The organism is Micromonospora sp. WMMA2032, from assembly GCF_002688545.1.
GTDB lineage: Bacteria > Actinomycetota > Actinomycetes > Mycobacteriales > Micromonosporaceae > Micromonospora > Micromonospora sediminicola.
Genome location: NZ_CP024052.1, coordinates 3158267 through 3182284, shown reverse-complemented (window position 1 = coordinate 3182284; position 24018 = coordinate 3158267). Strand labels below are relative to the sequence as shown.

At 74.4% G+C, this 24018-nt stretch carries 21 protein-coding genes; 17 read left to right on the top strand and 4 right to left on the bottom strand.

The annotated features are described in order from the left end of the window. Window positions 1–6: 6 nt before the first annotated feature. The 7 genes from CO540_RS14330 (at window position 7) to CO540_RS14300 (ending at window position 8412) form a co-directional block, all read left to right on the top strand. On the top strand, window positions 7–1257 hold the full coding sequence (locus CO540_RS14330) for a sensor histidine kinase (RefSeq protein ID WP_099162436.1): 1251 nt from the start codon (window positions 7–9) through the stop codon (window positions 1255–1257). After that, entirely contained in the window at window positions 1254–1904 is a 651-nt protein-coding gene (locus CO540_RS14325) for a response regulator transcription factor (RefSeq protein ID WP_099162435.1), read from the top strand. The genes CO540_RS14330 and CO540_RS14325 overlap by 4 nt, the downstream gene beginning before the upstream one ends. Window positions 1905–1982: 78 nt before the next feature. After that, window positions 1983–2993 carry a hypothetical protein gene (locus CO540_RS14320; protein ID WP_099162434.1) on the top strand — a complete coding sequence of 337 codons (1011 nt, stop codon included), beginning with the start codon at window positions 1983–1985 and terminating at the stop codon, window positions 2991–2993. 71 nt (window positions 2994–3064) lie between these two features. Next, window positions 3065–4519: a magnesium chelatase gene (locus CO540_RS14315; RefSeq protein WP_099162433.1), complete on the top strand. Its 1455-nt coding sequence runs from the start codon at window positions 3065–3067 to the stop codon at window positions 4517–4519. A gap of 2 nt (window positions 4520–4521) precedes the next feature. Next, window positions 4522–6474: a VWA domain-containing protein gene (locus CO540_RS14310; RefSeq protein WP_099162432.1), complete on the top strand. Its 1953-nt coding sequence runs from the start codon at window positions 4522–4524 to the stop codon at window positions 6472–6474. 785 nt (window positions 6475–7259) lie between these two features. Beyond that, window positions 7260–7811, top strand: coding sequence for a hypothetical protein (locus CO540_RS14305; protein ID WP_099162073.1), 552 nt, complete (start codon window positions 7260–7262; stop codon window positions 7809–7811). A gap of 124 nt (window positions 7812–7935) precedes the next feature. After that, window positions 7936–8412 carry a hypothetical protein gene (locus tag CO540_RS14300; RefSeq protein ID WP_172968029.1) on the top strand — a complete coding sequence of 159 codons (477 nt, stop codon included), beginning with the start codon at window positions 7936–7938 and terminating at the stop codon, window positions 8410–8412. 13 nt (window positions 8413–8425) lie between these two features. Here the strand turns inward: CO540_RS14300 and CO540_RS14295 are convergent, their stop codons facing one another. Beyond that, the gene (locus tag CO540_RS14295; protein ID WP_172967850.1) at window positions 8426–9484 is read right to left on the bottom strand and encodes a GlxA family transcriptional regulator; all 1059 of its coding nucleotides are present in this window, start codon (window positions 9482–9484) and stop codon (window positions 8426–8428) included. Window positions 9485–9555: 71 nt separating this feature from the next. Here CO540_RS14295 and CO540_RS14290 point away from each other — a divergent pair, with 71 nt between their 5' ends. Continuing rightward, a complete protein-coding gene (locus tag CO540_RS14290) occupies window positions 9556–10854 on the top strand; it encodes an MFS transporter (RefSeq protein WP_099162429.1) in 1299 nt (432 codons plus the stop codon). A gap of 4 nt (window positions 10855–10858) precedes the next feature. On the opposite strand, the gene CO540_RS14285 is transcribed toward CO540_RS14290, so the two are convergent. Genes CO540_RS14285 through CO540_RS14275 form a run of 3 tightly spaced genes read right to left on the bottom strand, consistent with a single transcriptional unit; the run spans window position 10859 to window position 12433 of the window. After that, window positions 10859–11578: an RICIN domain-containing protein gene (locus CO540_RS14285; protein WP_099162428.1), complete on the bottom strand. Its 720-nt coding sequence runs from the start codon at window positions 11576–11578 to the stop codon at window positions 10859–10861. Window positions 11579–11637: 59 nt separating this feature from the next. Further along, complete coding sequence (locus CO540_RS14280) at window positions 11638–11922, bottom strand: DUF427 domain-containing protein (protein WP_099164764.1); 285 nt, start codon at window positions 11920–11922, stop codon at window positions 11638–11640. A 40-nt stretch (window positions 11923–11962) separates the two neighbouring features. After that, a complete protein-coding gene (locus tag CO540_RS14275) occupies window positions 11963–12433 on the bottom strand; it encodes an aminoacyl-tRNA deacylase (RefSeq protein WP_253866674.1) in 471 nt (156 codons plus the stop codon). 93 nt (window positions 12434–12526) lie between these two features. On the opposite strand from CO540_RS14275, the gene CO540_RS14270 reads away from it, so the two are divergent. From CO540_RS14270 to CO540_RS14230, 9 genes are all read left to right on the top strand, one after another. Beyond that, on the top strand, window positions 12527–13912 hold the full coding sequence (locus tag CO540_RS14270; RefSeq protein ID WP_099162426.1) for an FAD-binding oxidoreductase: 1386 nt from the start codon (window positions 12527–12529) through the stop codon (window positions 13910–13912). Continuing rightward, the gene (locus tag CO540_RS14265; RefSeq protein WP_099162425.1) at window positions 13909–15252 is read left to right on the top strand and encodes a class I SAM-dependent methyltransferase; all 1344 of its coding nucleotides are present in this window, start codon (window positions 13909–13911) and stop codon (window positions 15250–15252) included. The genes CO540_RS14270 and CO540_RS14265 overlap by 4 nt, the downstream gene beginning before the upstream one ends. Window positions 15253–15343: 91 nt before the next feature. Next, a complete protein-coding gene (locus CO540_RS14260) occupies window positions 15344–15904 on the top strand; it encodes a helix-turn-helix domain-containing protein (RefSeq protein WP_099162424.1) in 561 nt (186 codons plus the stop codon). After that, window positions 15897–16724, top strand: a complete 828-nt coding sequence (locus CO540_RS14255) for an SRPBCC domain-containing protein (RefSeq protein WP_091581437.1) — start codon at window positions 15897–15899, stop codon at window positions 16722–16724. The genes CO540_RS14260 and CO540_RS14255 overlap by 8 nt, the downstream gene beginning before the upstream one ends. Before the next feature lie 85 nt (window positions 16725–16809). Next, a complete protein-coding gene (locus CO540_RS14250; RefSeq protein WP_091581433.1) occupies window positions 16810–17043 on the top strand; it encodes a zinc-ribbon domain-containing protein in 234 nt (77 codons plus the stop codon). Between the two features lie 253 nt (window positions 17044–17296). Continuing rightward, window positions 17297–18367 (top strand): hypothetical protein, encoded by a 1071-nt coding sequence (locus tag CO540_RS14245; RefSeq protein WP_099162423.1) that lies wholly within the window; start codon window positions 17297–17299, stop codon window positions 18365–18367. Next, window positions 18364–19836, top strand: a complete 1473-nt coding sequence (locus CO540_RS14240) for a hypothetical protein (RefSeq protein WP_099162422.1) — start codon at window positions 18364–18366, stop codon at window positions 19834–19836. The genes CO540_RS14245 and CO540_RS14240 overlap by 4 nt, the downstream gene beginning before the upstream one ends. 97 nt (window positions 19837–19933) lie before the next feature. Beyond that, complete coding sequence (locus tag CO540_RS14235; protein WP_099162421.1) at window positions 19934–21490, top strand: glycosyl hydrolase; 1557 nt, start codon at window positions 19934–19936, stop codon at window positions 21488–21490. Window positions 21491–21689: 199 nt separating this feature from the next. Next, the gene (locus CO540_RS14230; protein ID WP_253866672.1) at window positions 21690–23966 is read left to right on the top strand and encodes a bifunctional diguanylate cyclase/phosphodiesterase; all 2277 of its coding nucleotides are present in this window, start codon (window positions 21690–21692) and stop codon (window positions 23964–23966) included. The last annotated feature ends 52 nt before the right edge of the window (window positions 23967–24018 follow it).

Here is a 24018-nt window from a genome sequence, read left to right as displayed (position 1 = left end):
GACCCGGTGACGGTCCGGGGTGTCCTCGCGCCGCTGGTGCGCGGCAGCACCTGGCGGCGCGCCGTGTTCCTGCTGCTCGGCGGCGTGCTCGCGCTGCCGTACGCGCTGCTGGCGGTGGCGTTCGCCCAGCTGCTGACCAGCAGCGGGGTGCCGCGTCCGCCCGGCGTCGGGCTGCTGCTGGTCGGCGTCGGGCTCGCGGTGGTGCCGGTGTTCCTGGCCGGCAGCCGGGCGCTGGAGATCGCCGCCGCCCGCGCGCTGCTCGCGGTCGACCTGCCGGAACCCGCCCCCGGCCACCGGATCGACCGGGAGACCCGGCTGCGCGCCGCGCTCTGGATCGCGCTGCACCTGACCACCGGCGCGACGGTGCTGTTCGCCGCGATCAGCGCGTTCCCGATGGCGCTGGTCTTCGTCGCCGGCCTGGCCGGGCTCGACGTCGGCGCGGTGTCGGACGAGCCGCTCGGCCCGTTCGACCCGGCCCGCCCGGTGACCGCCGGCCTGGCCGGCGCCGCCGTGCTGGTCGCGCTCGGCTACGCGGTGGCCGGGTTGGGCGCGCTCGCCGCCTCGATGGCCCCGGTTCTGCTCGGCCCGGCCCAGGCCGAGCGGATCGCCGCGCTGGAGGCCCGCGCGGTCCGCCTGGCCGAACGCAACCGGCTGGCCCGGGAACTGCACGACTCGGTCGGGCACGCGCTGACCGTGGCGACGCTCCAGGCCGGCGCCGCCCGGGAACTGCTCGACACCGACCCCGAGTTCAGCCGGCGGGCGCTGCGGGCCATCGAGGAGACCAGCCGCCGGGCCATGGACGACCTCGACCACGTGCTCGGGCTGCTCCGCGAGACCGACGCCGGGCCGACGCCCGCGCCGAACGCCCCGCAACCCACGCTGGTCGGGCTGGACCGGCTGGTCACCGCCGCCCGGGCCGCCGGGCTGGTCGTCGAGTCCCGGGTCGACGGGGCGCTGGACGCGCTGCCCGCCGTGGTGTCCCGCGAGGGCTACCGGATCGTCCAGGAGGGGCTGACCAACGCCGCCCGGCACGGCCGGGGACCGGTGACGCTGCGGGTCGCCGTACCCCCACAGGGGTTGGAGATCGAGCTGGTCAACGCCGTGCGTGGCACCACCGGGCCGACCGGCGGCGGGCGCGGGCTGGACGGCATGCGGGAGCGGGTGCTGCTGCTCGGCGGGCACCTCGACGCCGGCCCGCGCGGCGACCGCTGGCGGGTCCGGGCCACCCTGCCCGCGCCCAGGGAGGAGCCCGGGTGACCATCGACGTGTTGATCGTCGACGACGACGAGCTGATCCGGGTCGGCCTGCGGGCCATCGTGGACGCGCAGGCGGACCTGCGCGTCGTCGGCGAGGCGGCGGACGGGGCCGAGGTGCCGCCGCTGGTGGCGAAGCTGCGCCCGGCCGTGGTGCTGATGGACGTGCGGATGCCGGCCATCGACGGCATCCAGGCCACCCGCCGGCTGCTCGCCGCCTCCGCCGACCCGCCCCGGGTGCTGGTGGTCACCACGTTCGCCAACGACGAGTACGTCTACGAGGCGCTGCGCGCCGGGGCGAGCGGCTTCCTGCTCAAACGGGCCCGGCCGGCCGAGGTGGTGGAGGCGATCCGGGTGGTGGCGGCCGGCGAGTCGCTGCTCTTCCCGGCCGCGATCCGGCAGCTCGTCGGCGCGTACGGGCGGCGCGGCGGGGACCGGCTGCACGCCGCGCGGCTGACCGACCGGGAGGCCGAGGTGCTGCGGCTGATGGCGGCCGGGCTGTCCAATCCGGAGATCGCCGCCCACCTGGTGGTCGGCGTCGAGACGGTGAAGACACACGTCGGGAACGTGCTGGCCAAGCTCGGGGTGCGGGACCGGACGCAGGCGGTCGTCGCCGCCTACGAGTCCGGTTTCGTCGTCCCGGCCGGCTGACCCGGTCCCTCCCACGGGGGAGCGGGTCCACCCCGGCGCGGGAGGGTTCCGGCGGCCGTCCGGCCGAGGCTGAGACGCATGAACCCGCCACTTCGTGATCGACTCGACCCGGTCGCTCCGCTCGCCGCCGCCTGGCTCGGCGGCTGGGGAGTGCTCGCCCTGGTGTCCACGCTGACCGGCGCCGGCTACCCCTTCGGCGCGAACGACCCGCACGGCGGCGACGCCGCCGGCCTGCTCCGACTGGTGCCGGTCTCCGTCGGCCCGCCGCTGTTCGCGGCGGTGCTGCTGACCGGCGCGGTCGCCGCCCTGGCCATGACCGGCACGAGCATCCGCCCGTCCCGGCCGCTGCGCGCCCTGATCACCGGGTACGCGGCGACCGTCGCGCTCGCGCTGGCGGTGGTGGTGCCCGGGATGCGGGTGCTGGCCCTGCTCGGCTACGCGCCGATGCTGATCATCGGCGCGCCGTTCGGCTGGCCGCCGGTGGACTACGCCGAGCTCTTCACCTGGCCGCTGTTCGCCCGCTTCGCCGCTCTGGCCGGCGGGATGCTGCTGGCCGGCGCGCTGGTGCGCTGGCGGCGGCGGGTCGCCGACGGGCCGGCGCCGGCGTGGACCACGCCCGCCTCGGCCGCCCGCTGGGGACGGTGGGCGGCGTGGACCGCCGCCGTGGTCCCGGTGCTCTACGCGCTCACCCGGTTCGCCTGGCTGTTCGACATCCCGCTCGGCATGACCCGGGAGACCCTCGCCGAGATGCGCGCCGACGGCGCGGTCTGGGCGGGTGCCGGGCTGGGCGCGTTCGCCGTGGTCGGCGCGGTGCTCACGCTGGGACTGGTGGCCCGCTGGGGCGAGCGGTTCCCGCGTTGGCTGCCCGGACTGGCCGGCCGTCCGGTGCCGGTGCTCCTCGCCGTCGTTCCGGCCGGGCTGGTCGCCCTCGCCGTGCTGGCGGCCAGCCTCGACCTGCTCGCCGCGCCGGAGTTCGCCGACCTGATCCGCGAGGGCAACTCCGCCGCCCTGCCGATGGCGCTCTGGCCGGTCTGGGCGGTCGCCCTGGCCGCCGCCGCGTACGCGTACCAGCTGCGTCGGCGGGCCTGAACGCCCCCGGTGGTCGGTCCCGGTCACGGGGCGGGACCGACCACCGGGCGGTGCGGGAATTGTGAGCTAGCGTGGGTCGGGTGACCGCTCCCAACCAGGTTTCCCCGGTCCCGCCCGCCGAGCTGCCCGGCACGCTCGGCGCGTTGCGCGCGACCGGCCACCAGTACCGCACGGTCAAGCAGGAGATCCGCGACAACCTCCTCACCCGGATGCGTACCGGCGAGGACCGCTTCCCCGGCATCGTGGGTTACCAGGACACGGTGCTGCCCGAGGTCGAGCGCGCGCTGCTCGCCGGCCACGACATGGTGCTGCTCGGCGAACGCGGGCAGGGCAAGACCCGACTGATCCGCGCGCTCGGCGCGCTGCTCGACGAGTGGACCCCGGTGATCCCCGGCTCGGTGCTCAACGAGCACCCGATGCACCCGCTCACCCCGGCGTCCCGCGCGCTCGTCGACTCCGCCGGCGACGACCTGCCGATCGGCTGGCTGCACCGCTCGATGCGCTACGGCGAGAAGCTCGCCACGCCGGACACCAGCGTCGGCGACCTGATCGGCGACGTCGACCCGGTCCGGCTCGCCCAGGGGCGTACCCTCGGCGACCCGGAGACCATCCACTTCGGGCTGGTGCCGCGCACCAACCGGGGTGTCTTCGCCGTCAACGAGCTGCCCGACCTGGCCGAGCGGATCCAGGTGGCGCTGCTCAACGTGCTGGAGGAACGGGACATCCAGGTCCGCGGCTACCAGCTGCGACTGCCGTTGGACCTGCTGCTGGTGGCCAGCGCCAACCCGGAGGACTACACCAACCGGGGCCGGATCATCACCCCGCTCAAGGACCGCTTCGGCGCCGAGATCCGCACCCACTACCCGCTCGACCTGGAGCTGGAGCTGGCGCTGATCCGGCAGGAGGCCGACCTGGTCGCCGCCGTGCCGGAGCACGTGCTGGAGGTGCTGGCCCGGTTCGCCCGCGCCGTGCGGGAGTCGCCGTCGGTGGACCCGCGCTCCGGCGTCTCCGCCCGGTTCGCCATCGCCGCCGCGGAGACCGTCGCCGCCTCCGCGTTGCGCCGCTCCGGCCTGCTCGCCGGCGCCCCCGCCGACCGGGCCGAGGCGCCCGTCGCGCGGGTCGGCGACGCGGTGTCGGTGACGTCCACGCTGCGCGGGAAGGTCGAGTTCGAGAGCGGCGAGGAGGGACGCGAGACCGAGGTGCTCGGGCACCTGCTGCGCACCGCCACCGCCGAGACGTTCCGGGCCCGGCTGGCCGGGCTGGACCTGTCCGGCTTCACCGCGCTGGTGGCCGAGGGCGAGGTGGTCGAGACCGGGGAGCTGGTCTCCTCGGCCGAGCTGCTGCGCCAGGTCGGCACCGTGCCCGGCCTGGCCAAGGTGCTGGACCGGCTCGGCCTCGGTGACGCGCCCAGCCCGGAGGAGGCCGCCGCGGGGATCGAGTTCGTCCTCGAAGGGCTGCACCTGACCCGCCGGCTGGGCAAGGACGTCACCGAGTCCGGGCGCACCGTCTACGGCGGCCGGGGCTGACCGTGGCCGGCAACCGGTTCCGGTACGGCCAGTGGCGTGGCGGGCCCGACCCGCTCGCCCCGCCGTACGACGTGCGCGCCGCGGTGGACGCGGTCGGCGCGGAGGTCCTGGCCGGCGGCAGCCTGCGGGAGTCGCTGCGCGAGCTGCTGCGGCGCGGCCCGCAGGGGCGCGGCGGCCTGGACGACCTGGCCGCCCGGGCCCGCCGGCTGCGCCGGGAGGCGTTGCGTCGGGGCGACCTGGACGGCGCGGTGACCCGGGCCCGGGCCCTGCTCGACCAGGCGATCGCCGCGGAGCGCGACGAGCTGCGCGGTCGTGACGGCGACGACGCGCGGTTCGCCGAGGCGGTCCTGGACAACCTGCCCGGCTCCACCGCCCGCGCGGTGGCCGAGCTGGAGGGGTACGAGTGGGCCAGCGCCGAGGCGCGGCAGACCTACCAGCGGATCCTCGACGGGCTGCGCGGCGAGGTGCTGGAACAGCGCTTCGCCGGCCTGCGCGACGCGGCGCGGGCCGCCGCCGACCCGGCCGCCCAGCGGCAGCTCGCCGAGATGATGCGCGACCTCAACGACCTGCTCGCCCGGCACGCCCGCTCGGAGGACACCACCGACGCGTTCGCCGAGTTCATGCGCCGGCACGGGGAGTTCTTCCCGGAGCGCCCGCGCGACGTCGACGAGCTGGTCGACGTGCTGGCCCGCCGGGCGGCGGCGGGGGAGCGGCTGATGCGGTCGCTGTCGGACCGGCAGCGCGAGGAGTTGGCCGGGCTGATGCGCCAGTCCCTCGGCGACCGGCTCGCCGGTGAGTTGTCCCAGCTCGACGAGCACCTGCGGTCGTTGCGCCCCGACCTGAACTGGCGGCGCGGCGAGCGGGTCCGGGGCGACCAGCCCCTCGGGTACGGCGAGGCCGCCGGCGCGCTCGACGAGATCGCCGAACTCGACGAGCTGCTGGACTCCCTCGACCAGGACCAGGCGGGCGCCACCCTGGACGACGTCGACGTCGAGGCGGTCGCCCGGACGCTCGGCCGGGAGGCCGCCGACGACGTACGCCGGCTGCGCGAGCTGGAGCGGGAACTGCGCCGCCAGGGCTGGGTCACCCGGGACGCGGAGGGGCTGACGCTCAGCCCGAAGGCGTTGCGCCGGCTGGCCGGCACCGCGCTGCGCCGCGTCTTCGCCGACCTGACGGCCGGCCCGCGCGGCCAGCACGACCTGCGCTCGGCCGGTGCCGCCGGCGAGGTGAGCGGCGGCTCCCGCCCCTGGGAGTACGGCGACGAGCAGCCGCTGGACGTGGTGCGCACGCTCACCCGCGCGGTCCGCCGATCCGGCACCGGGGTGCCGGTGCGGCTCGCGGTCGAGGACTTCGAGGTGATGGAGACCGAGCGCCGGGCGTCCGCCGCGGTGGTGCTCTGCGTCGACCTGTCGTACTCGATGATCTCCCAGGGGCGCTGGGGGCCGATGAAGCAGACGGCGCTGGCCCTGTCCCACCTGATGGCGACCCGGTTCCCGCAGGACGCGTTGCAGATCGTGGGCTTCGGGCGGGAGGCGATGCCGCTGACCCAGCAGGAGTTGGCCGCGGTGGAGCCGGACATGCAGCAGGGCACCAACCTGCAGCACGCGCTGCGGCTGGCCGGCCGGCACCTGCGCCGCCACCCGGGCGCCGAGCCGGTGGTGCTCGTGGTCACCGACGGCGAACCCACCGCCCACCTGGACCCGGAGGACGGCGAGGCGTACTTCCACTGGCCGCCGCTGCCGGAGACCATCACGGCGACGATCCGCGAGGTGGACAAGCTGACCCGGTACGGCGTCGCGCTCAACCTGTTCATGCTCGGGGACGACCCCGGGCTGCGCCGGTTCGTGGACGCGGTGGCGCGGCGGTCGAGGGGCCGGATGTTCACGCCCGACCTCGACGATCTCGGCGAGTACGTGGTCTCCGACTATCTGCGCGCCCGTCACGGCCGCCGCTGACCCGCTCCCGCCGCGACCCCGCGCCCTCGGCGTCGACGCGGCCGCTCCCCGTCCCCGGATGAGGGTGGTCGCCGCCCCGCACGGCGTCTGTCGCGGCAGTCCATGCGCCCCTCCCGCCCTCGTCCCTTGCCCCCGCTCGACTGGTTGATCAAGGAGTTGCGGCTTGCCTCCGGGGGCGTGTCGACTCCTTGATCGATGGCCGGGCGACCCGGCGACCCGGCGGCGCAGCGGCACATCACTTCTGCGCGATATACCGCTGCGTCATGAATATGACTCAGCGGTATATCGGTCTTGCTACTGATCTGCCTGCCGACTGGCTACTGACAGTGGTCGGGCTTCCTGGCGCGTCGTTTTCCGCATGTTGCGCGGCTCGGGTGAGGCAACGTGTCGGCCTACGGGTGGGTGGAACAGGGACGGTTGACGGTGGGGCTCAGGGTGCGCCCGTGGTTTCCACCCGCGCGGCCTGTATGGGGTGGGGTGTCCGGTTCGGTGGTGGTGGGCGGCACCCTGGGCGCGGAATCGGCGGTGGGTCGGCGGCGTTGTAACCCGGTGCACGGCCGAGCAGGTGGAGCGCACCGCCCCGCCCCCCTGGGAATGACGGTGGGTAGCCGGTCGTTACACATCCGGCGCCGCGACGAGGCCCCCGCCCCGCGAGCCAGCCGGACACCCCGGCCCCCGTGAGCCGGCCCTCAGCCCTCACGAGCCTGCCGGATCCCCCCAAGACTTTTTGAGCGCCTGACGGTGCCCACACCCCCGGTGTGTTGACCCCCGAATGGAGCCCCCTCATGAACACGATCCTGCGTAAGAGCGTTCTCGGTATTGCTGGTCTGGCCTTCACCGGTGGTGTGTTCGCCGGTCCGGTCGCCGCCCACGCCGACACCCCCGCCCACGCCGCTGGTAAGCCCGTCGCGGTCGCGTCCGTGCAGGGTGAGCAGTCGACCATCAAGCTGAACGACGAGCAGCTGGCCAACGCGAAGGCGATCATCGCCGCGACGAAGAAGGCCGGTCTGCCGGAGCGGGCCGCGGTCATCTCGATCGCCACGAGCCTGCAGGAGTCGAAGCTGGAGAACCTCGGGCACCTCGGCGACAAGAATGACCACGACTCGCTGGGTCTGTTCCAGCAGCGCCCGTCCTCGGGTTGGGGCACGCCGGAGCAGATCACCGACCCCGAGTACTCGACCCTGGCGTTCCTCAAGGGCCTGAAGCAGGTCGACGGCTGGGAGAAGATGCCGCTGACCGAGGCTGCGCAGACCGTCCAGGTTTCCGCGTACCCGGACGCGTACGCGCAGTGGGAGAAGCAGGCCACCGACATCGTGGCCGAGCACTGGACCAAGTAAGACCGAAGGCCGGCACCCCGAACACGGGGTGCCGGCTTTCGCGCGTACCCCCGTCCGGGTGAACCGGGCCGGGTAGCCGGGGTGTGGGCGGTGGCGGCGGGGGTTGGATGCGGTCATGGACGAGGTGGACGCCGCGGAGTTGCGGCGGGCGTACGACCAGGTGCTCGCGGAGGTGGACGCGGGCGGGTTCGGGCCGCCGCCGGAGGGCCAGTTGAGCGCCGAGCAGATCGTCGCGCACCTCGCCGCCAACGACGAGCTGATGAGCGAGGCGACCGAGGCGGTCCTGGCCGGCTCACCGTTCGCGTACTACGACCTGGACACCATCCACCGGCCGCAACTCGACGCGCTGGTCTCCGAGTGCGGCGGGCTGGACGGGCTCGCCACGCTGCTACGGGCCACCAGCCAGAAGCTCTGCGCGCTGGCCGAGCGCCTCGGCCCGGCCGCCGAGACACCCGTGGAGACCGTGCTGCGCGAGGGCTTCGACCTCGACGTCGACGACTCGCTTCCCTGGGGCCGCGCCCTCGACCTGCACATCCGGGTCCACCTGCCGCTGCACCTGACTCAACTCCGCGCCCTCCGCCGACAACCCCATCCCGCCTGACCACCGACGCCGATCAAGGAGTGGTGGTGGTTGACAAAGCCGACATGCCTGGCCTCTGAGGCGCCACAACTCCAAGATCGGCGAAAGGCGCGGGCTCGGGCGGGTGGGGGGCGCGGAAGGTGCGGCGGTAGGCGGTGGGTGGTACGCCCAGCCGGGCGTGGAAGTGCTGGCGCAGGGCGGCGGTGGTGCCGAAACCCGCGTCGCGGGCGATCCGGTCGACGCTCAGGTCGGTGCTCTCCAGCAGCACCCGCGCGTGTTCGGTGCGCTGCTGGAGCAGCCACTGCGCCGGGCTCAGCCCGGTCTCCGAGCGGAAGTGCCGGGTGAACGTGCGGACGCTCATCCGGGCGTGCGCGGCCATCTCGCGCAGCGCGACCGGCTCGTGCAGCCGCTGCCGGGCCCACTCCCGGGTGGCGGCCGTGCCGGTCGCGGCGGCCTTCGGCACCGGTCGCTCGATGTACTGCGCCTGGCCGCCGTCCCGCCACGGCGGAACCACGCAGCGCCGGGCCGCCCGGTTGGCCACCGCGCTGCCGTGGTCGGTGCGGATCACGTGCAGGCAGAGGTCGACGCCGGCGGCCACCCCGGCGGAGGTGAGCACCGGCCCGTCGTCGACGAAGAGCACGTCGGGGTCGAGCCGTACGGCCGGGTGCAGGGCGCGGAAGCGGGAGGCGTAAGCCCAGTGGGTGGTGGCGGGGCGGCCGGCGAGCAGCCCGGCGGCGGCGAGCACGAACGCGCCGGTGCAGATGGACATCACCCGGGCGCCCCGGGCGTGGGCGGCGCGCAGCGCGTCGGCGACCTCGGCGGCCACCGTGCCGTCGTGCAGCGGCGGACCGGCGTGGATGCCGGGGACGATCACGGTGTCGGCGGTCTCGAGGAGTTCCAGGCCGTGGTCGGGGAGCACCTGGAAGCCGGCGGTGCTGCGGACCGGCCGGCCGCCGGGCGTGCAGGTGGCGACCGCGTACAGCGGGGTCTGGTGCTCGTCCCGGGCGGTGCCGAAGACCTGGGCCGGGGTGCCGAGGTCGAGGGCGACCACGCCGTCGAGGGCGAGGACGGCGATGCGGTGCGGTACGGACATGGCCCGATTATTGCGCACGATGGCTTTCCGGCCACTCGTCGCCGGGCGTCGAGGCGGCCGAGACTCGGTGCGTGATCCGATCCCGACTTCATCCGGCCTGGCTCGTCGCCGCGGTCGCCTTCGTCGCCCTGGTGGGCGCGGCCGGCTTCCGCGCCACCCCCGGGGTGCTGCTGCACCCGCTGCACGCCGAGTTCGGTTGGCCGCTGGCCACCATCTCGGCCGCCGTCTCGGTCAACCTGCTGCTCTACGGCGTCACCGCCCCGTTCGCCGCCGCGTTGATGGACCGCTTCGGCATCCGCCGGGTGGTGGCCGGCGCGTTGGTGCTGGTGGCGGCCGGCAGCGGCCTGACCGTGGTGATGACCGAGAGCTGGCAGCTCATCCTCTGCTGGGGCGTGCTCGTCGGGCTGGGCACCGGCTCGATGGCGCTGGCCTTCGTGGCGACGGTCACCGGACGCTGGTTCGTCCGCCGCCGGGGCCTGGTCACCGGTGTGCTCACCGCCGGCGGGGCAGCCGGGCAGCTGGTGTTCCTGCCGCTGGTCGCGGTGCTGGTGCGCGACCACGGCTGGCGGACGGCGGCACTCGTCGTCGCCGGGGCCGCGCTCGCCGTCGTACCCCTGGTGGTCTGGCTGCTGCGCGAGCACCCGGCGGACCTGGGCCGGCCCGCCTACGGCGCCACCGAGGTCGTGCCGCCGGCCCGGCCGGAGGGGGGCGCGGCGGCCCGCGCGGTCGGCGCGCTCGCCGCCGCCGCCCGGACCCGGCCGTTCTGGCTGCTCGCCGGCGGCTTCGCGATCTGCGGCGCGACCACGAACGGGCTGGTCGGTACGCACTTCGTGCCCGCCGCGCACGACCACGGGATGGCGGAGACCACCGCCGCCGGCCTGCTCGCCCTGGTCGGGCTCTTCGACATCGTCGGTACGGTCGCCTCGGGCTGGCTCACCGACCGGGTCGACAGCCGGCTGCTGCTGGGCGCCTACTACGCGCTGCGCGGCGCGTCGCTGCTGGTGCTGCCGAGCCTCTTCGCCGGCCGGGCCGAGCCGAGCATGCTGGTGTTCATCGTCTTCTACGGGCTGGACTGGGTGGCCACCGTGCCGCCGACGGTCGCGCTCTGCCGGGAGTATTTCGGCGCGTCCGGGGCGGTGGTCTTCGGCTGGGTGTTCGCCGCCCACCAGGTGGGCGCCGCGCTCGCCGCCACCGGCGCCGGCCTGGTCCGGGACCGGCTCGGCGACTACGCGCTCGCCTGGTACGTGGCCGGCGCGTTGTCGATCGGCGCGGCCGGGCTGTCAGTGCTGCTGCGCCGGCGCGCCACCGAGGAGCCCACGTTCGCCGTGCCCGTGCCGGCCGGCCGGCGGGCCTGGAGCTATCGGGGCTGACCGGTCAGCCGACCGCCCACTGCTGCTCGGGGGCGCCGCCGCACGGCGCCTGCTCCAGCTCCCGGCCGGGCTCGGTGCCCGCGTCGTCGACCTGGGCGCACTTGCCGCTGTGCACGGCGACCAGCAGCACCGGCCCGGCGCCGGTCGGGTTGAACCGCCACTGCTGGTTGGCCTGCCCGTTGCAGGACCACTGCTGGATGTCGGCGCCGTCGTCGGTGCTGGCCTCGTTGACGTCGAGGCACTTGCCGCTGGCCGCGTTGACCAGCAGGTAGGTGTCGGCGGCGACCGGGGTCACCACCCACTGCTGCTCCGGGCCGCCGGTGCAGTCGGCCAGCGCGGCCTGCGCGCCCTCCGGGTCGTCGCCGATCACGCCCAGGCAGCGCCCGGACGGCACGCCCCGGATCACCTTCGGGGTGGCCACCGGCGCGGCCGGGGTGGTCGGCGCGGCGCTCGGCGACGCGGACGTCGGGGTGGGCGCGACCGCCGTCGTGGGCGCGGCCGACGTCGGCTCGGCCGCCGCCGGGGTCGGCACGGCCGCCGCGGGCACCACCGGTCGGCCGTCGCCGCCGCCGAGCACGCCGGTGGCGAAGAAGACCCCCAGGAGTACGCCGACCGCGGCGACGCCCAGCGCGATCCGCATCAACGGGTCCTGCGGCAGCCGGACCCCGCGGGCGCGGCGGGCGCCGTAGACGGTGCCGGACGGGTCGGTGTGCGGGTCGGCCATGGGGGCATCCTGACCCACCGGGGCCGCCGGGGGCCAGTCGCCCCGGCGGCCCCGGTGACTCAGTCGACGACCCGGACGTCCTTCCAGAACGCCACCCGGTCGCGCACCATCTCGGCGTCCGGCTTCGGGTCCGGGTAGTACCAGACCGCGTCGCCGCTGGTGGCGCCGCCGTGTTCCAGCGTGTAGTAGGAGGCGGTGCCCTTCCACGGGCAGACCGTGTGGGTGTCCGACTCGCGGATCAGGTCGTCGCGCAGGGCCGCGCGGGGGAAGTAGTGGTTGCCCTCGACCAGCACGGTGTCGTCGCTCTCCGCGACGACGAGGTCGTTCCAGACGGCTTTCGGCATGTCCTCCACGCTATGCCGGTGGCCGCCCGCCGGCCACCACTCAGCGGGTCGGTTCCGGATCGGTGACGTCGGCGACGGTCGCGTCGAGCGCGGACAGCGCGGCGTCGGCGTCCAGCGCCACGGCCGTACCGTGCTCGCCCGCGCCGAGCGTGATCTCCCGGCCGCGCAGCCGCTCGTCGGCGACGACCGGCCAGGCGGTGGTGGAGCCGAACGGTGTGATGGTGCCGCGCGCGTAGCCGGTCGCTTCCTTCGCCGCCTCGGCGTCGGGCAGCGACAGCCGGCTCACCCCGAGCAGGGCGCGCAGCTTCGGCCAGGAGACGACCCGGCCGCCGGGGGTCAGCACGAACAGGTGGTCGCCCTCGCTCCGGCGCACCACGATCGTCTTGACCACGTCGGGCACCTCGACGCCGCGCGCCGCGGCCGCCTCGGCGAGGCTCGCCACCGGCCCGTGCCGGATCACCCGGTACGGCAGGCCGGCGGCGTCGAGGGCGGTGAGCGCGGGATTCGCCATGGCGGTCACGGTAACCCGCGAGTCGCCGGCGAGTCGGCGGAAGGCCACCGTGGACATCCCACGAATTGTCGTACCCGGGCGTAAGGTGATCTCATGCACGCTGTCCGTGATCATGAACGGGCGGTGGACACGCTGCGGCGCTCCTACGCCGCGGTGCCCGCCGGGGAACCCGTACGGCTGGCCAAGCAGACCTCGAACCTGTTCCGCCCCCGATCCGCGCCGCGTACGCCGGGCCTGGACGTGAGTGGACTGACCGGCGTGCTCGGCGTCGACCCGGCGGCCCGCACCGCCGACGTGCAGGGCATGTGCACCTACGAGGATCTGGTCGACGCGACGCTGCCGCACGGTCTGATGCCGCTGGTCGTGCCGCAGTTGCGCACGATCACGCTGGGCGGCGCGGTGACCGGCCTGGGCATCGAGTCCACCTCCTTCCGCAACGGCCTGCCGCACGAGTCGGTGACCGAGATGGACCTGCTCACCGGCGCCGGGGAGATCGTCACCGCCCGGCCCCAGGGCGAGCACGCCGACCTGTTCCGCGCCTTCCCCAACTCGCTGGGCAGCCTCGGCTACGCCACCCGGCTGCGCATCGAGCTGCAACCGGTCCGCCGGCACGTGGCCCTGCGCAACATCCGGTTCAACCGGCTGGAGGAGCTGGTCGACGCGGTGGCCGAGGTGGTCGCCAAGGGTGCCTGGGCCGGCGACCCGGTCGACGCCATGGACGGGGTGATGTTCAGCCCCGGCGAGTCCTACCTCGTGCTCGGCACGTTCACCGACGAGGCCGAGGGGTCGCCGTCCGACTACACCGGCCAGGAGATCTACTACCGCTCGCTGCGCCGCCGCACCCGCGACGTGCTCGGCGCGTACGACTATCTCTGGCGGTGGGACACCGACTGGTTCTGGTGCTCGGCGGCGTTCGGGGTGCAGCACCCGGTGGTGCGGCGGCTCTGGCCGCAGCGCTACCGGCGCAGCGACGTCTACCACCGCATCGTCCGGCTGGAGCACCGGCACCAGGTGGCGGCCCGGATCGACAGGTGGCGGGGTCGGCCGGCGCGCGAGCGGGTGGTGCAGGACGTGGAGATCCCGCTGGACCGCACGGCCGAGTTCCTGCGCTGGTTCGCGGCCGACGTCGGCATGACGCCGGTCTGGCTCTGCCCGTTGCGGCTGCGTGAGCCGGCCGGCCGGGGATCGGCCCGGGCGTGGCCGCTGTATCCGCTCCGACCGGGCGAAACCTATGTGAACATCGGCTTCTGGGGGAGCGTGCCGATCGCGGCGGGAGCCGCCGACGGCGACGTCAACCGCCAGATCGAGCGCATGGTGTCGGAGGTGGGCGGCCACAAGTCGCTCTACTCCGACGCGTACTACGACCGGGCGGCGTTCGACCGGCTCTACGGCGGGGACACCTGGCGCGCCGTGAAGGACCGCTACGACCCGGACCACCGACTCACCGGACTGTACGAGAAGGCGGTATCCCGAGCATGAGTCTGACCGACCGAACACCGGGGGCGGCGAGCGCCCCGGCCGGTCCGCCGGCGGGCGGCCGGCGCACCGGACCGACCGTGGCGGACGTGATCCGCGCGGTCACCACCCGCGACCTGCCGGTGCGCGTCACCGGATACGACGGCAGCGCGGTGGGCCCGGCCGACGCCGGGATCACCCTGGCGATCCGCACCGAGCGGGGCCTGTCCTACCTGCTCACCGCGCCCGGCGACCTGGGCATGGCGCGGGCCTACGTCAGCGGCGACCTGGGGTTGGAGGGGGTGCACCCCGGCGACCCGTACGAGGCGTTGCGCGTGCTCAAGGACGAGATGCCGCTGCGGATGCCGCCGGTGGGCGAGGCGCTGGCCCTGGTCAAGGGGCTGGGTTGGGAGCGGTTGATGCCGCCGCCGCCCCCGCCGCAGGAGGCGGCGCCGCGCTGGAAGCGGGTGGTGAACGGGCTGCGCCACTCGCGGACGCGGGACAGCAACGCGATCTCCCACCACTACGACGTGTCGAACGCCTTCTACGAGAAGGTGCTCGGGGAGTCCATGACGTACACCTGCGCGGTCTTCCGCAGCCCGGGCGACACGCTGGAAGAGGCGCAGCGGGCCAAGTACGACCTGGTCGCCGGCAAGCTCGCGCTCAAGCCGGGGATGCGGCTGCTGGACGTCGGCTGCGGCTGGGGCGGCATGGTCCGGCACGCGGCCCGGGAGTACGGCGTGAAGGCGCTCGGTGTGACGCTGTCCCGGGCGCAGGCGCAGTGGGCGCAGGCCGCGATCGAGCGGGAGGGGCTGGGTGACCTGGCCGAGGTGCGGCACCTCGACTACCGGGACGCGCCGCGCGAGCAGTTCGACGCGATCTCCTCGATCGGGCTGACCGAGCACATCGGGGTGCGCAACTACCCGGCCTACTTCGGCGCGCTGCGGTCCCGGCTCAAGCCCGGCGGCCGGCTGCTCAACCACTGCATCACCCGCGCCGACAACCGCGCCCCGCACCGCTCCGGCGCGTTCATCGACCGGTACGTCTTCCCCGACGGTGAGCTGGCCGGTCCGGGCCGGCTGATCAGCGAGATCCACGACGCCGGGTTCGAGGTGCACCACGAGGAGAACCTGCGCCAGCACTACGCGCTGACGTTGGCCGGCTGGTGCCGCAACCTGGTCGAGCACTGGGACTTCTGCGTCGGCGAGGTGGGTCCGGGCACCGCCCGGGTCTGGGGCCTCTACATGGCCGGCTCCCGGATGGCGTTCGAGCGCAACGGCATCCAGTTGCACCAGGTGCTCGCCACGCACAACGGCCCGCAGGGGGTCGACGGCTATCCGCTGCGCCCCGACTGGACGCCCTGACACCCGTACCGACGAGAGGCCGCACGGATCGTGCGGCCTCTCGTCGTCCCTATTGACAAGCAAGTTTTTTACGTACAAACTTGTTTTTGCCATGAGAGACGTCCTGTATCTGGAACAGCGCGAGCAGGCCGAAGCCCTGCTCAAGCCGCAGCGCATCGAGGTGCTGCGGCAACTGGCCGAGCCCCGCACCTGCACCGAGGTCGCCGCCCGGCTCGAGCAGACGCCGCAGCGCGTCTACTACCACGTCAAGCAACTGGTCGCGGCCGGGCTGGCCGAGCAGGTGGCCGAGCGGCGGGTGCGCGGCATCAACGAGGGCATCTACCGCGCCGCCGCCCGGTCCTACTGGCTCTCCCCGCGGCTGGTCGGCCGCATCGGCGGCGCCCGCCGGGCGCAGGACGAGCTGAGCCTCGGCTACCTGCTCGACCTCATGGAGGAGGTCCAGGCCGACATCGCCGGGCTGGACCGCGCCGCCCCCGAGCTTCCGTCGATCGGCGTCTCCGGCGAGATCCGGGTGCCCGCCGAGCGGCGGCAGGAGTTCCTGCACGACCTGCAGTCGACGCTGCAGGACCTGTTCACCCGCTACGGCGGCGCCGAGGGAGACGCCTTCAAGCTCGCCGTGGCCTGCTACCCGAAGGGCAACCAGCATGAGTGACCCGATGACCGTCCGCGCCCGTCTCGCCGCGCCGGTGGCGACCGTCCGCCGGGCGCTGACCGATCCCGCCGAGCTGCGCGTCTGGCTGGCCGAACACGCCGAGGTGGACCTGCCCGGGCGGTACGAGTTCTGGGGCCGTTACACGCCCGAGGGCGACGTGCCGCACCAGCGGCTGCTGCACGCCGACGAGAAGACGCTGCGCTTCGCGTGGACGCTCGACGGGGTGGAGACCACCACCGAGTTCGAGCTGGAGCCCGACGGCGACGCCACCGTCCTGACGCTGCGGCAGAGCCACTTCTCCTTCGAGGAGGCGATGAACGGCAGCAGCATCCGGGGCGTGCTCCAGACGTTCTGGGCGCTGGCGATCGCCAACCTCAACGCCCACCTGGAGGGGAGGCCGCTGCTGCCGCGGACCGACTTCACCTCGGCCGACCTGCGCGGCGAGATGCTGATCGACGCGCCGATGGATAAGGTGTGGACCTCGCTGACCGACTCCGAGCAGGCGAGCGCCTGGTTCGGCTACCCGATCGGCATCGAGCCGTGGGCGGGTGGTCGCTACGCGATGGGCGGCTTCGACGCCGGCTACGCGGCCAAGGTGCTCGACGTGACGCCGGGGCAGGCGATCTCCGTCGACTGGGGACCGACCGGCGTCAGCTCGTGGGAGCTGGCCGAGTCCGGCGGCCGGACGAAGCTGACCTTCGTGCAGTCCGGCTTCGACCAGGGCAACCCCCCGTACGCGGCGTGGACCGGCACCGTCGCCGGCCTGGCCGAGCTGCGGCGCTTCCACGAGGTCCCGAACTGGCAGCCCATCTGGCTCTGAGGTGTAAGGAGGGGCCCCCTGTTAACGCCTCCGGTAGAGGAGGGGGCCCCGCTTAACACGTGCCCCGGGTGGGTAATGGCGGGCGATGTTCTTCATCTTCGGGCTGCGGACCAAGGTCGACCGGTCCGGCGTCGTCACCCAGGTCTGCCGCCACTGCGGGAACCAGGCCGCCCAGGTGATCACCCGGCGGGCCACCAAGTTCAGCCTCTTCTTCATCCCCCTGATCCCGGTACGCACCCGGTACGCGCAGCAGTGCACGTTCTGCGGCGCCGAGTACGAGATCTCCCGCGCCGACGCCGAGCGCCTCCCGGTCGGCTGACCGTGACCCGTTTCCTCTGCTGGCTGATCGGGCGGCAGCCGGTGACTCCGTCCGCCGTACCGGTGCACACCGCCGCCCGCCCGCCGTGCACGCCCGGTCGCCGGCGTCGTCGTCGCAGTCGACCCGCGGCGGGGGCGCTGTCTCCGCGGTCACCGTGGAACCGCTCCGCCGGCCGCTGACGCCTGGGCTGTTAACAGGGGGCCCCGCCTCTACCGGAGGCGTTAAGAGGGGGCCCTTCCTTACACTTCATCGGGTGGAAGATCGGCTGAGCGAGATTCGGGGTGGGGGGCCGCCGCGGCGGCACAACGCCCGCACCGTCGCCGCGTTGACCGGTAACCCCGGCTGCACCCGCCGCGCCGTGCTGGACGGCGCCGGTGCGGACAAGCCGGCGCTGGCCGAGCGGCTCGGCTTCCCGGCCCGCTTCGGGCAGTCCCGCTTCGCGATCACCCGGGGCAACGCGTTCGAGGCGCAGGTCAAGGCCGACGGCGGGGCGGAGCTGCTGCGCCTGGTGGCGGAGCGGCTCGGCGTACCGGTGCCGGACGGCGCGACCTGGACGGACCTCGGCGCCGACGACGACCGGCCGGAGCGGTCCCGGACGGCGTTGACCGCCGGCGGCGACGGTCCCGCGCTCTTCGACCACCCGCTGCTCGGCCTGGACGTGGCCGGCCGGCGGGTGCACCTGGAACCGGACCTGGTCGCCGCGCGCCTGGCCGGCCGGTTCCACGTCGTGGAGATCAAGTCGTTCCCGGTGATCGACGGGCAGGCCGACCCGGCCAAGGTCGCCGCCGCGGCGATCCAGTCCGCCGTCTACGTGCTGGCGCTGCGCGAGCTGCTCGCCGCCGAGGGCCGCGACCCGGAGCTGGTGTCGCACGAGGTGGTGCTGGTCTGCCCGCGGGACTTCACCAACCAGCCGGTGGCCAGCCTGCTGGACGTGCGCCGGCAACTGCTGGTGCTGCGCCGCCAACTGGCCCGGATGGCCCGGGTCGACGATCTGCTCGCCGCCGTGCCGGCCGGTTTCACCGCCGACCCGACGGCCGACCCGGCCACCCTCGCGGCCGCGTTGCACCAGGTGCCGGCCCGCTACGCGCCGGACTGCCTGGCCGCCTGCGAGCTGGCCGCCTTCTGCCGGCACGAGGCGCGCGGCCACACCGGGGCGCTGGGCCGGCCGGTCCGTGAGGCGCTCGGCGGCGTCGTCGAGGTGGCCGACGTGCTGGCGCTCGCCGAGGGCGCCCGCACCCCCGAGCCGGAGCAGGCGGAGGCCGCCGCGCTGCTGCGCGCCGCCGCGCGCCTGCGCGCCGAGGTCCTGACCGGCAACCCCGCGTGAGTACGCTGCGCGCGCTCGCCCGGGCGCAGGCGGTCGCCACCGGGCGGGCCCAGCCGGTGGCCACGGTCCGGCACCTGCACCTGTCCGACCGGCCGTTGGTGCTGGTGCCGCTCGCGCTGGCCGGTGAGGCCAACGCCCCGCTGGCCGCGCTGGTCGGCGCCGCGCCGGACGAACCCCGGCTGCTGGTGGTGCCACAGCCGCGCAACCGCGACCAGCGCTTCGCCTTCGCCGCCGAGCTGGCCGGCGTCGTCCTGCCCTACCTGGACTCGTTCCGCACGGTGACCGAGGCGGTGGCGGTGGACCGGGGGCGCGACGTCCGGCACCGCTACGTCGACGCGCCGCAACTGCTGGTGCCGAACCCGGCCGGGGTCACGTTCCTGCGCCTGTTCGGTCGGTCCACCCGGTTCCGCCGGGTCGACGGGGACCACCCGGTGCACCCGTCGGTACCGCTGCTCGGCCGCTGGGCGACGTTCTTCGCCGAACGCGCCGAGCAGCCCGGGTCGGCCGCGCTGCTGGCGCTGACGGACGCGTTGACGCTGCACTGGGCGACCGGGCAGAGCGCGGTGGAGGACCTGCACCTGCCGGCCGTGCTCGGCTGGCTCGACCCGCCGCCCGGACTGACCGGCGCCGAGGCGGCGGTGGCGGCCGAGGACCCGGCACGGTGCCCGCCGGCGGGGCCGGCCACCGACCCGGACTTCGACAACCACCGGCTCGCCCCGGCGATCGAGGCGTACGCGCGGACCGAGGACGACCCGGCCGCCCGCGCCGCCGCGTACGACGAGCTGGCCGGGCTGCTGCGCGACCAGCTCGCGCCCACCTGGGAGCTGATGTGGCGCGGCGTGGGGCTGCTGCGGGCGCTGCCGCCCGGTGCCCGGGTGGCCGGTCGGTGGGCCGGTGACCGGGACGCGTTCACCGCGTACGCCGAGCACGTCGACGCCGGTGGCGGCCCGCAGCCGCGCCGCGACGGCGCGGTGGCGGCGGCGCTGCGGTTGCAGCGGCTGGAACGGGCGGCGACCGCGTGGACGGTGCAGCGGGCGTACGACGACCCGCTGGTGATGGCCGAGCACCGGCTGGTCGGGGAGGCGTTCGTCGGCGAGGTGACCCTCGCCGACCCGAAGCGGGTGGACGACTCCGGCCGGCGGCCGGTGCTGCGTCCCCGGATCCAGGTGGTGACCACCGAGCCGGTGCCGATGCCGGTGGGCGCGACGTTGTGGTCGCCGGCCCGCCCGGGGCAGAAGGCCAGGATCGTCTTCCTGAACCCGGGCGCGGACGGCAAGACGGAGGTGGTGCTGGAGCTGTCCGGTGGGATGGGCCGCGGGTTGTCCGCCCCGGCGGGCAGCGTGCCCGAGGTGGGGGAGCGGATCTGCCTGACCAGCCTGTCGGACGGTTTCCTGCCGGGCGGCGCGTTCCCGGCGCCGGAGGAGACGCCGTGGACGCACGGCGGCCCGCCGGAGCATCACGAGGAGTAGCCGTATCAATCCATTCACATGCTTGAAACTTAATCGGTTCAGTAGTGCACTGGTGGCTGCCACACCACCGCCCGCCACGAACCGAATGAGGTGACCCATGCGAAGCAGCAGGTTCCGCCTCGCGTCGACCGCCGCCGCCACCGTCCTGGCCGCCGTCACCGCGCTCACCGTCGTCACCCCGGCCGACGCGCACACCGTCTCCCCGGTCAACGCCAACGCCTCCACCGCCACCCGCGACGTGCTCAACTGGCTCGCCCACCTGCCCAACCGGAGCAGCAACCGGATCGCCTCCGGCTTCTTCGGCGGCTACAGCAACAGCGGCTTCTCGCTCAACCAGACCGAGGAGCTGCGCTCCGCCACCGGGCAGTACCCGGCGATCCTCAGCTGCGACTACGGCTCCGGCTGGGCGACCAACTCCGACATCACCGCGCTCGTCGACCACTCCTGCAACGGCGCGCTGAAGTCCTGGTGGGCGAGCGGGGGTCTGGTCACCATCAGCGTGCACCTGCCCAGCCCGGCCAACGCCAACGGCGGCGGCCTGAACACGCCGATGGGCAACTTCGCCGACCTGCTCAACCCGTCCACCGCGGCCGGCGCCCGCTGGCGGCAGCTCCAGGACAAGATGGCCGCCGGCCTGCAGGACCTGGAGAACGCCGGGGTTCCGGTGCTGTTCCGGCCGTTCCACGAGGTCAACGGCGACTGGTTCTGGTGGGGCAACCGCGACCCGAACACGTTCAAGCAGGTCTGGCAGCAGATGTACACCTACCTCACCGGCACCAAGGGGCTGGACAACCTGCTCTGGGTCTACTCCGCCGACTTCAGCCGGGGCAACCGCACCGCCTACTACCCGGGCGCCTCCTACACCGACGTCGTCGGCATGGACGCGTACGACGACAACCCGCAGGTCTCCGGCATCCAGTCCGCGTACGCCGAGCTGGTCGGGCTGGGCAAGCCGTTCGCGTTCGCCGAGATCGGTCCGGACAGCCAGGGCTCGTTCGACTACGGACGCTGGATCACCGCGTTCCAGCAGAGCTACCCGAAGACGTCCTACTTCCTGGCCTGGAACGACGGCTGGGGCCCGGCCCGCAACTCCGGCGCGAGCACGCTGTTCAACAACTCCTGGATCGCCAACCGGGGCGAGGTCGACCTGGGCGCCGTGACCGAGCCGGGCGGCGGTGGCACCACCACCCCGCCCCCGTCCGGCGGGACCCTGCTCAACGGGTTCGAGTCGGGCACCGAGGGGTGGACCGGCGCCAACGTCACCGGGGGGCCGTGGCAGGTCACCGAGTGGGCGTCGCAGGGCACCCGCGCGCTCAAGTCCGACGTGAACCTGGGAGCCGGGGCCGCGTACCTGAAGAAGACCACCACCACCAGCCTGAGCGGGCGGACCACGCTGCGCGCCACCGCGCGGGTCGCGCCGTGGGGGAGCTTCGGCACCGGCAGCCAGGCCAAGCTGTACGTCAAGACCGGCGCCGGTTGGCAGTGGTTCGACGGCGGCAGCGTGGCCGTGACCTCGGCCGGGGTGAACCTGTCGCTGTCGCTTGCCGGCGTGGCCAACCTGGGTGACGTCCGGGAGATCGGCGTGCAGTTCGTGCCGGGCAGCGGGGCGGGCGGCACCTCCGCCGTCTACGTGGACAACGTCACCGTCCAGTGACGACCGCGGATCCGGCCCGGCGTCCCCGCCGGGCCGGACCCGCCCGGCTCACCGGTCCGGTGACCGACAACGAACGACTCTGGCGGCGGCCCCCGGCGCTGGCTAGGCTTGCGCCGTTCGTCGTCCGCCGTCCGGTCCTCGTCACCGAGGGTGCACGTCTGGAAGAGAGCCGGAGCGCATCGTTGTCCCCCAGCACGACGTGAGCCTCGCCGTCGCGGCGCCGGCCCGTCACCCGCTCGCCGGCCGTGTCGGACTCGTCGCGGCCGTCGTCGTCGTACTCGGGGAGATGATCTGGCTGGTCGCCGGCCTGCCCGGCGCGGCCCTGGTCAGCGACCTCGGCGCGATGGCGGTGTCGAGCTGGGCGGCGGTGCTCTGCGTCGGCGCGGCCCGCCGGCACCCGCACGCGCTGCGCCGGTTCTGGAGCCTGCTCGCGGCCACCATGATCCTTGCCGCGCTCGGCCGTACGGTGTGGACGATCGAGCGGCTCGGCGGGATCGGCCTGCCGCACACGCCGCTGGTCGGGGGTCTCTTCACCGCCGGCATCGTCACCGGCACCGCCGCGCTGCTCTGCTCCCGGGCCGGCCCGCGCAGCCTGATCGGGCAGGCCCGCACGCTGCTCGACGGGGTGATCGTCGGGCTCGCGCTGATCCCGATCGGCTGGCTGCTGGTGTTCCGCGACGTGGCCGACGCCGACCTGGCCGACCCGCTGCGCACGTTCGGGCTGCTCTACCCGATGTTCGACCTGATGCAGCTGACCATCCTGGTGGCGGTCGCCGGGCCGGGCCGCCCGATGTGGCGCTCACTCACCGTCATCGGCGCGGGCCTGGCCATCCGGGCCGGGGCGGACACCGTCTACGTCTCGCTCGTCGCGCACGGCAGCTACGCGCCCGGGCACCCGGTCGACGTCTGCTGGCCGTTGAGCTACCTGCTGGTCGGCCTGGCCACCCGCTACCCGCCCCCGGCCTGCGGGGACGGGGAGGAGGACGTCGAGTCGCCGCTGCCGCCGTGGTGGCGGGTCGCGCTGCCGTACCTGCCGGTGGGCGGGGCCATCGTCGCCGTGATGCTGTCCCGGCGTCCCACCGGGCAGACCCCGCACCTGGTCTTCGTCGGCATGATGGCGCTGCTCGGCGTGCTCGCGCTGCGGCAGGGGCTGGCCGCCAACGAGAACCTGCGGTTGGTCGGCCGGCTGCGCCGGCTCGCCTACTCCGACCAGCTCACCGGCCTGCCCAACCGGCTGACGTTCATCCGGCGGCTGCGCCGCGCGCTGCGCGCCGGCGGGCCGGTCGCCGTGGTGCTGCTGGACCTGGACGGCTTCAAGCAGGTCAACGACCGGTTCGGGCACGCCGCCGGGGACCGGTTGCTGAGCACCACGGCCGAGCGCATGCGGGACGCGGTCGGGCCGGACGGGATGATCGCCCGGCTCGGCGGGGACGAGTTCGCGGTCCTGGTCGCCGGGGACCGCCCGGTGTCGCCGGAGCGGCTCGCCGTGCGGCTGCTCGCCGCGCTCGAACCGCTGCCCGGCGAGGAGGACCTCGGCGTCCATCCGTCGGCCAGCATCGGCATCGCCGAGTACGGGCCGCAGCACACCTCGCACACCGATCTGCTCCGCGACGCCGACATCGCCATGTACGCGGCGAAGGCCTCCGGCAAGTCCGCGTACCGGACGTGCACGGCGGAGCTGCGCGAGTCGGCGGTCGGCCGGGCCGAGCTGATCGCCGATCTGCGACGGGCCGTCGACGAGGGTCAGCTGCTGATGGAGTTCCAGCCCATCGTGGACCTGGCCACCGGCACCGTCCGCAGCGCGGAGGCGTTGGTGCGCTGGCGGCACCCCCGGCTCGGGGTGCTCACCCCGGCGAGGTTCCTGCCGCTGGCGGAGGAGACCGGCCTGATCCTGGGCATCGACCGGTGGGTGATCCACGAGGCGTGCCGCGCGGCGGCCACCTGGCGCGAGCACGCGCCCGAGGTGACCGTGGCCGTCAACATCGCCGCCGCCCACCTGTGCCGACCCGACCTGATCGCCACGGTCACCGGCGCGATGGGCGCGGCCGGACTGCCGCCCCGCGCGCTCACGCTCGAACTCACCGAGTCGGCGCTGATCGAGGGCAGCGAGGCCGTGCTCGACCGGCTGGCCCAGTTGCGTGACCTCGGCGTCCGCATCGCCATCGACGACTTCGGCACCGGCTACTCCTCGCTGAGCTACCTGCACCGCATCCCGGCCACCGAGTTGAAGATCGACCGGTCCTTCGTGTCCCGGTTGGACGCCGGCGACGCCCGCGCGTACGCCACGGTCGAGATGGTCAACCGGCTGGCCGGCGCGTTCGACCTGGCCGTGGTGGCCGAGGGGGTGGAGACCGGCGCCCAGCACGCGGCGGTCACCGCGATCGGCTGCCGGCAGGGCCAGGGCTGGCGGTACGGCCGCCCGACCGCGCTGTCCGACCTGCTCCCCACGCTGGTCCCGGTGGACGCCGCCCGCTGACCGGCGCCACCGCCTCCGGGCCGAAGGTCCCGGGCGGGACAGGGGGTTCGGC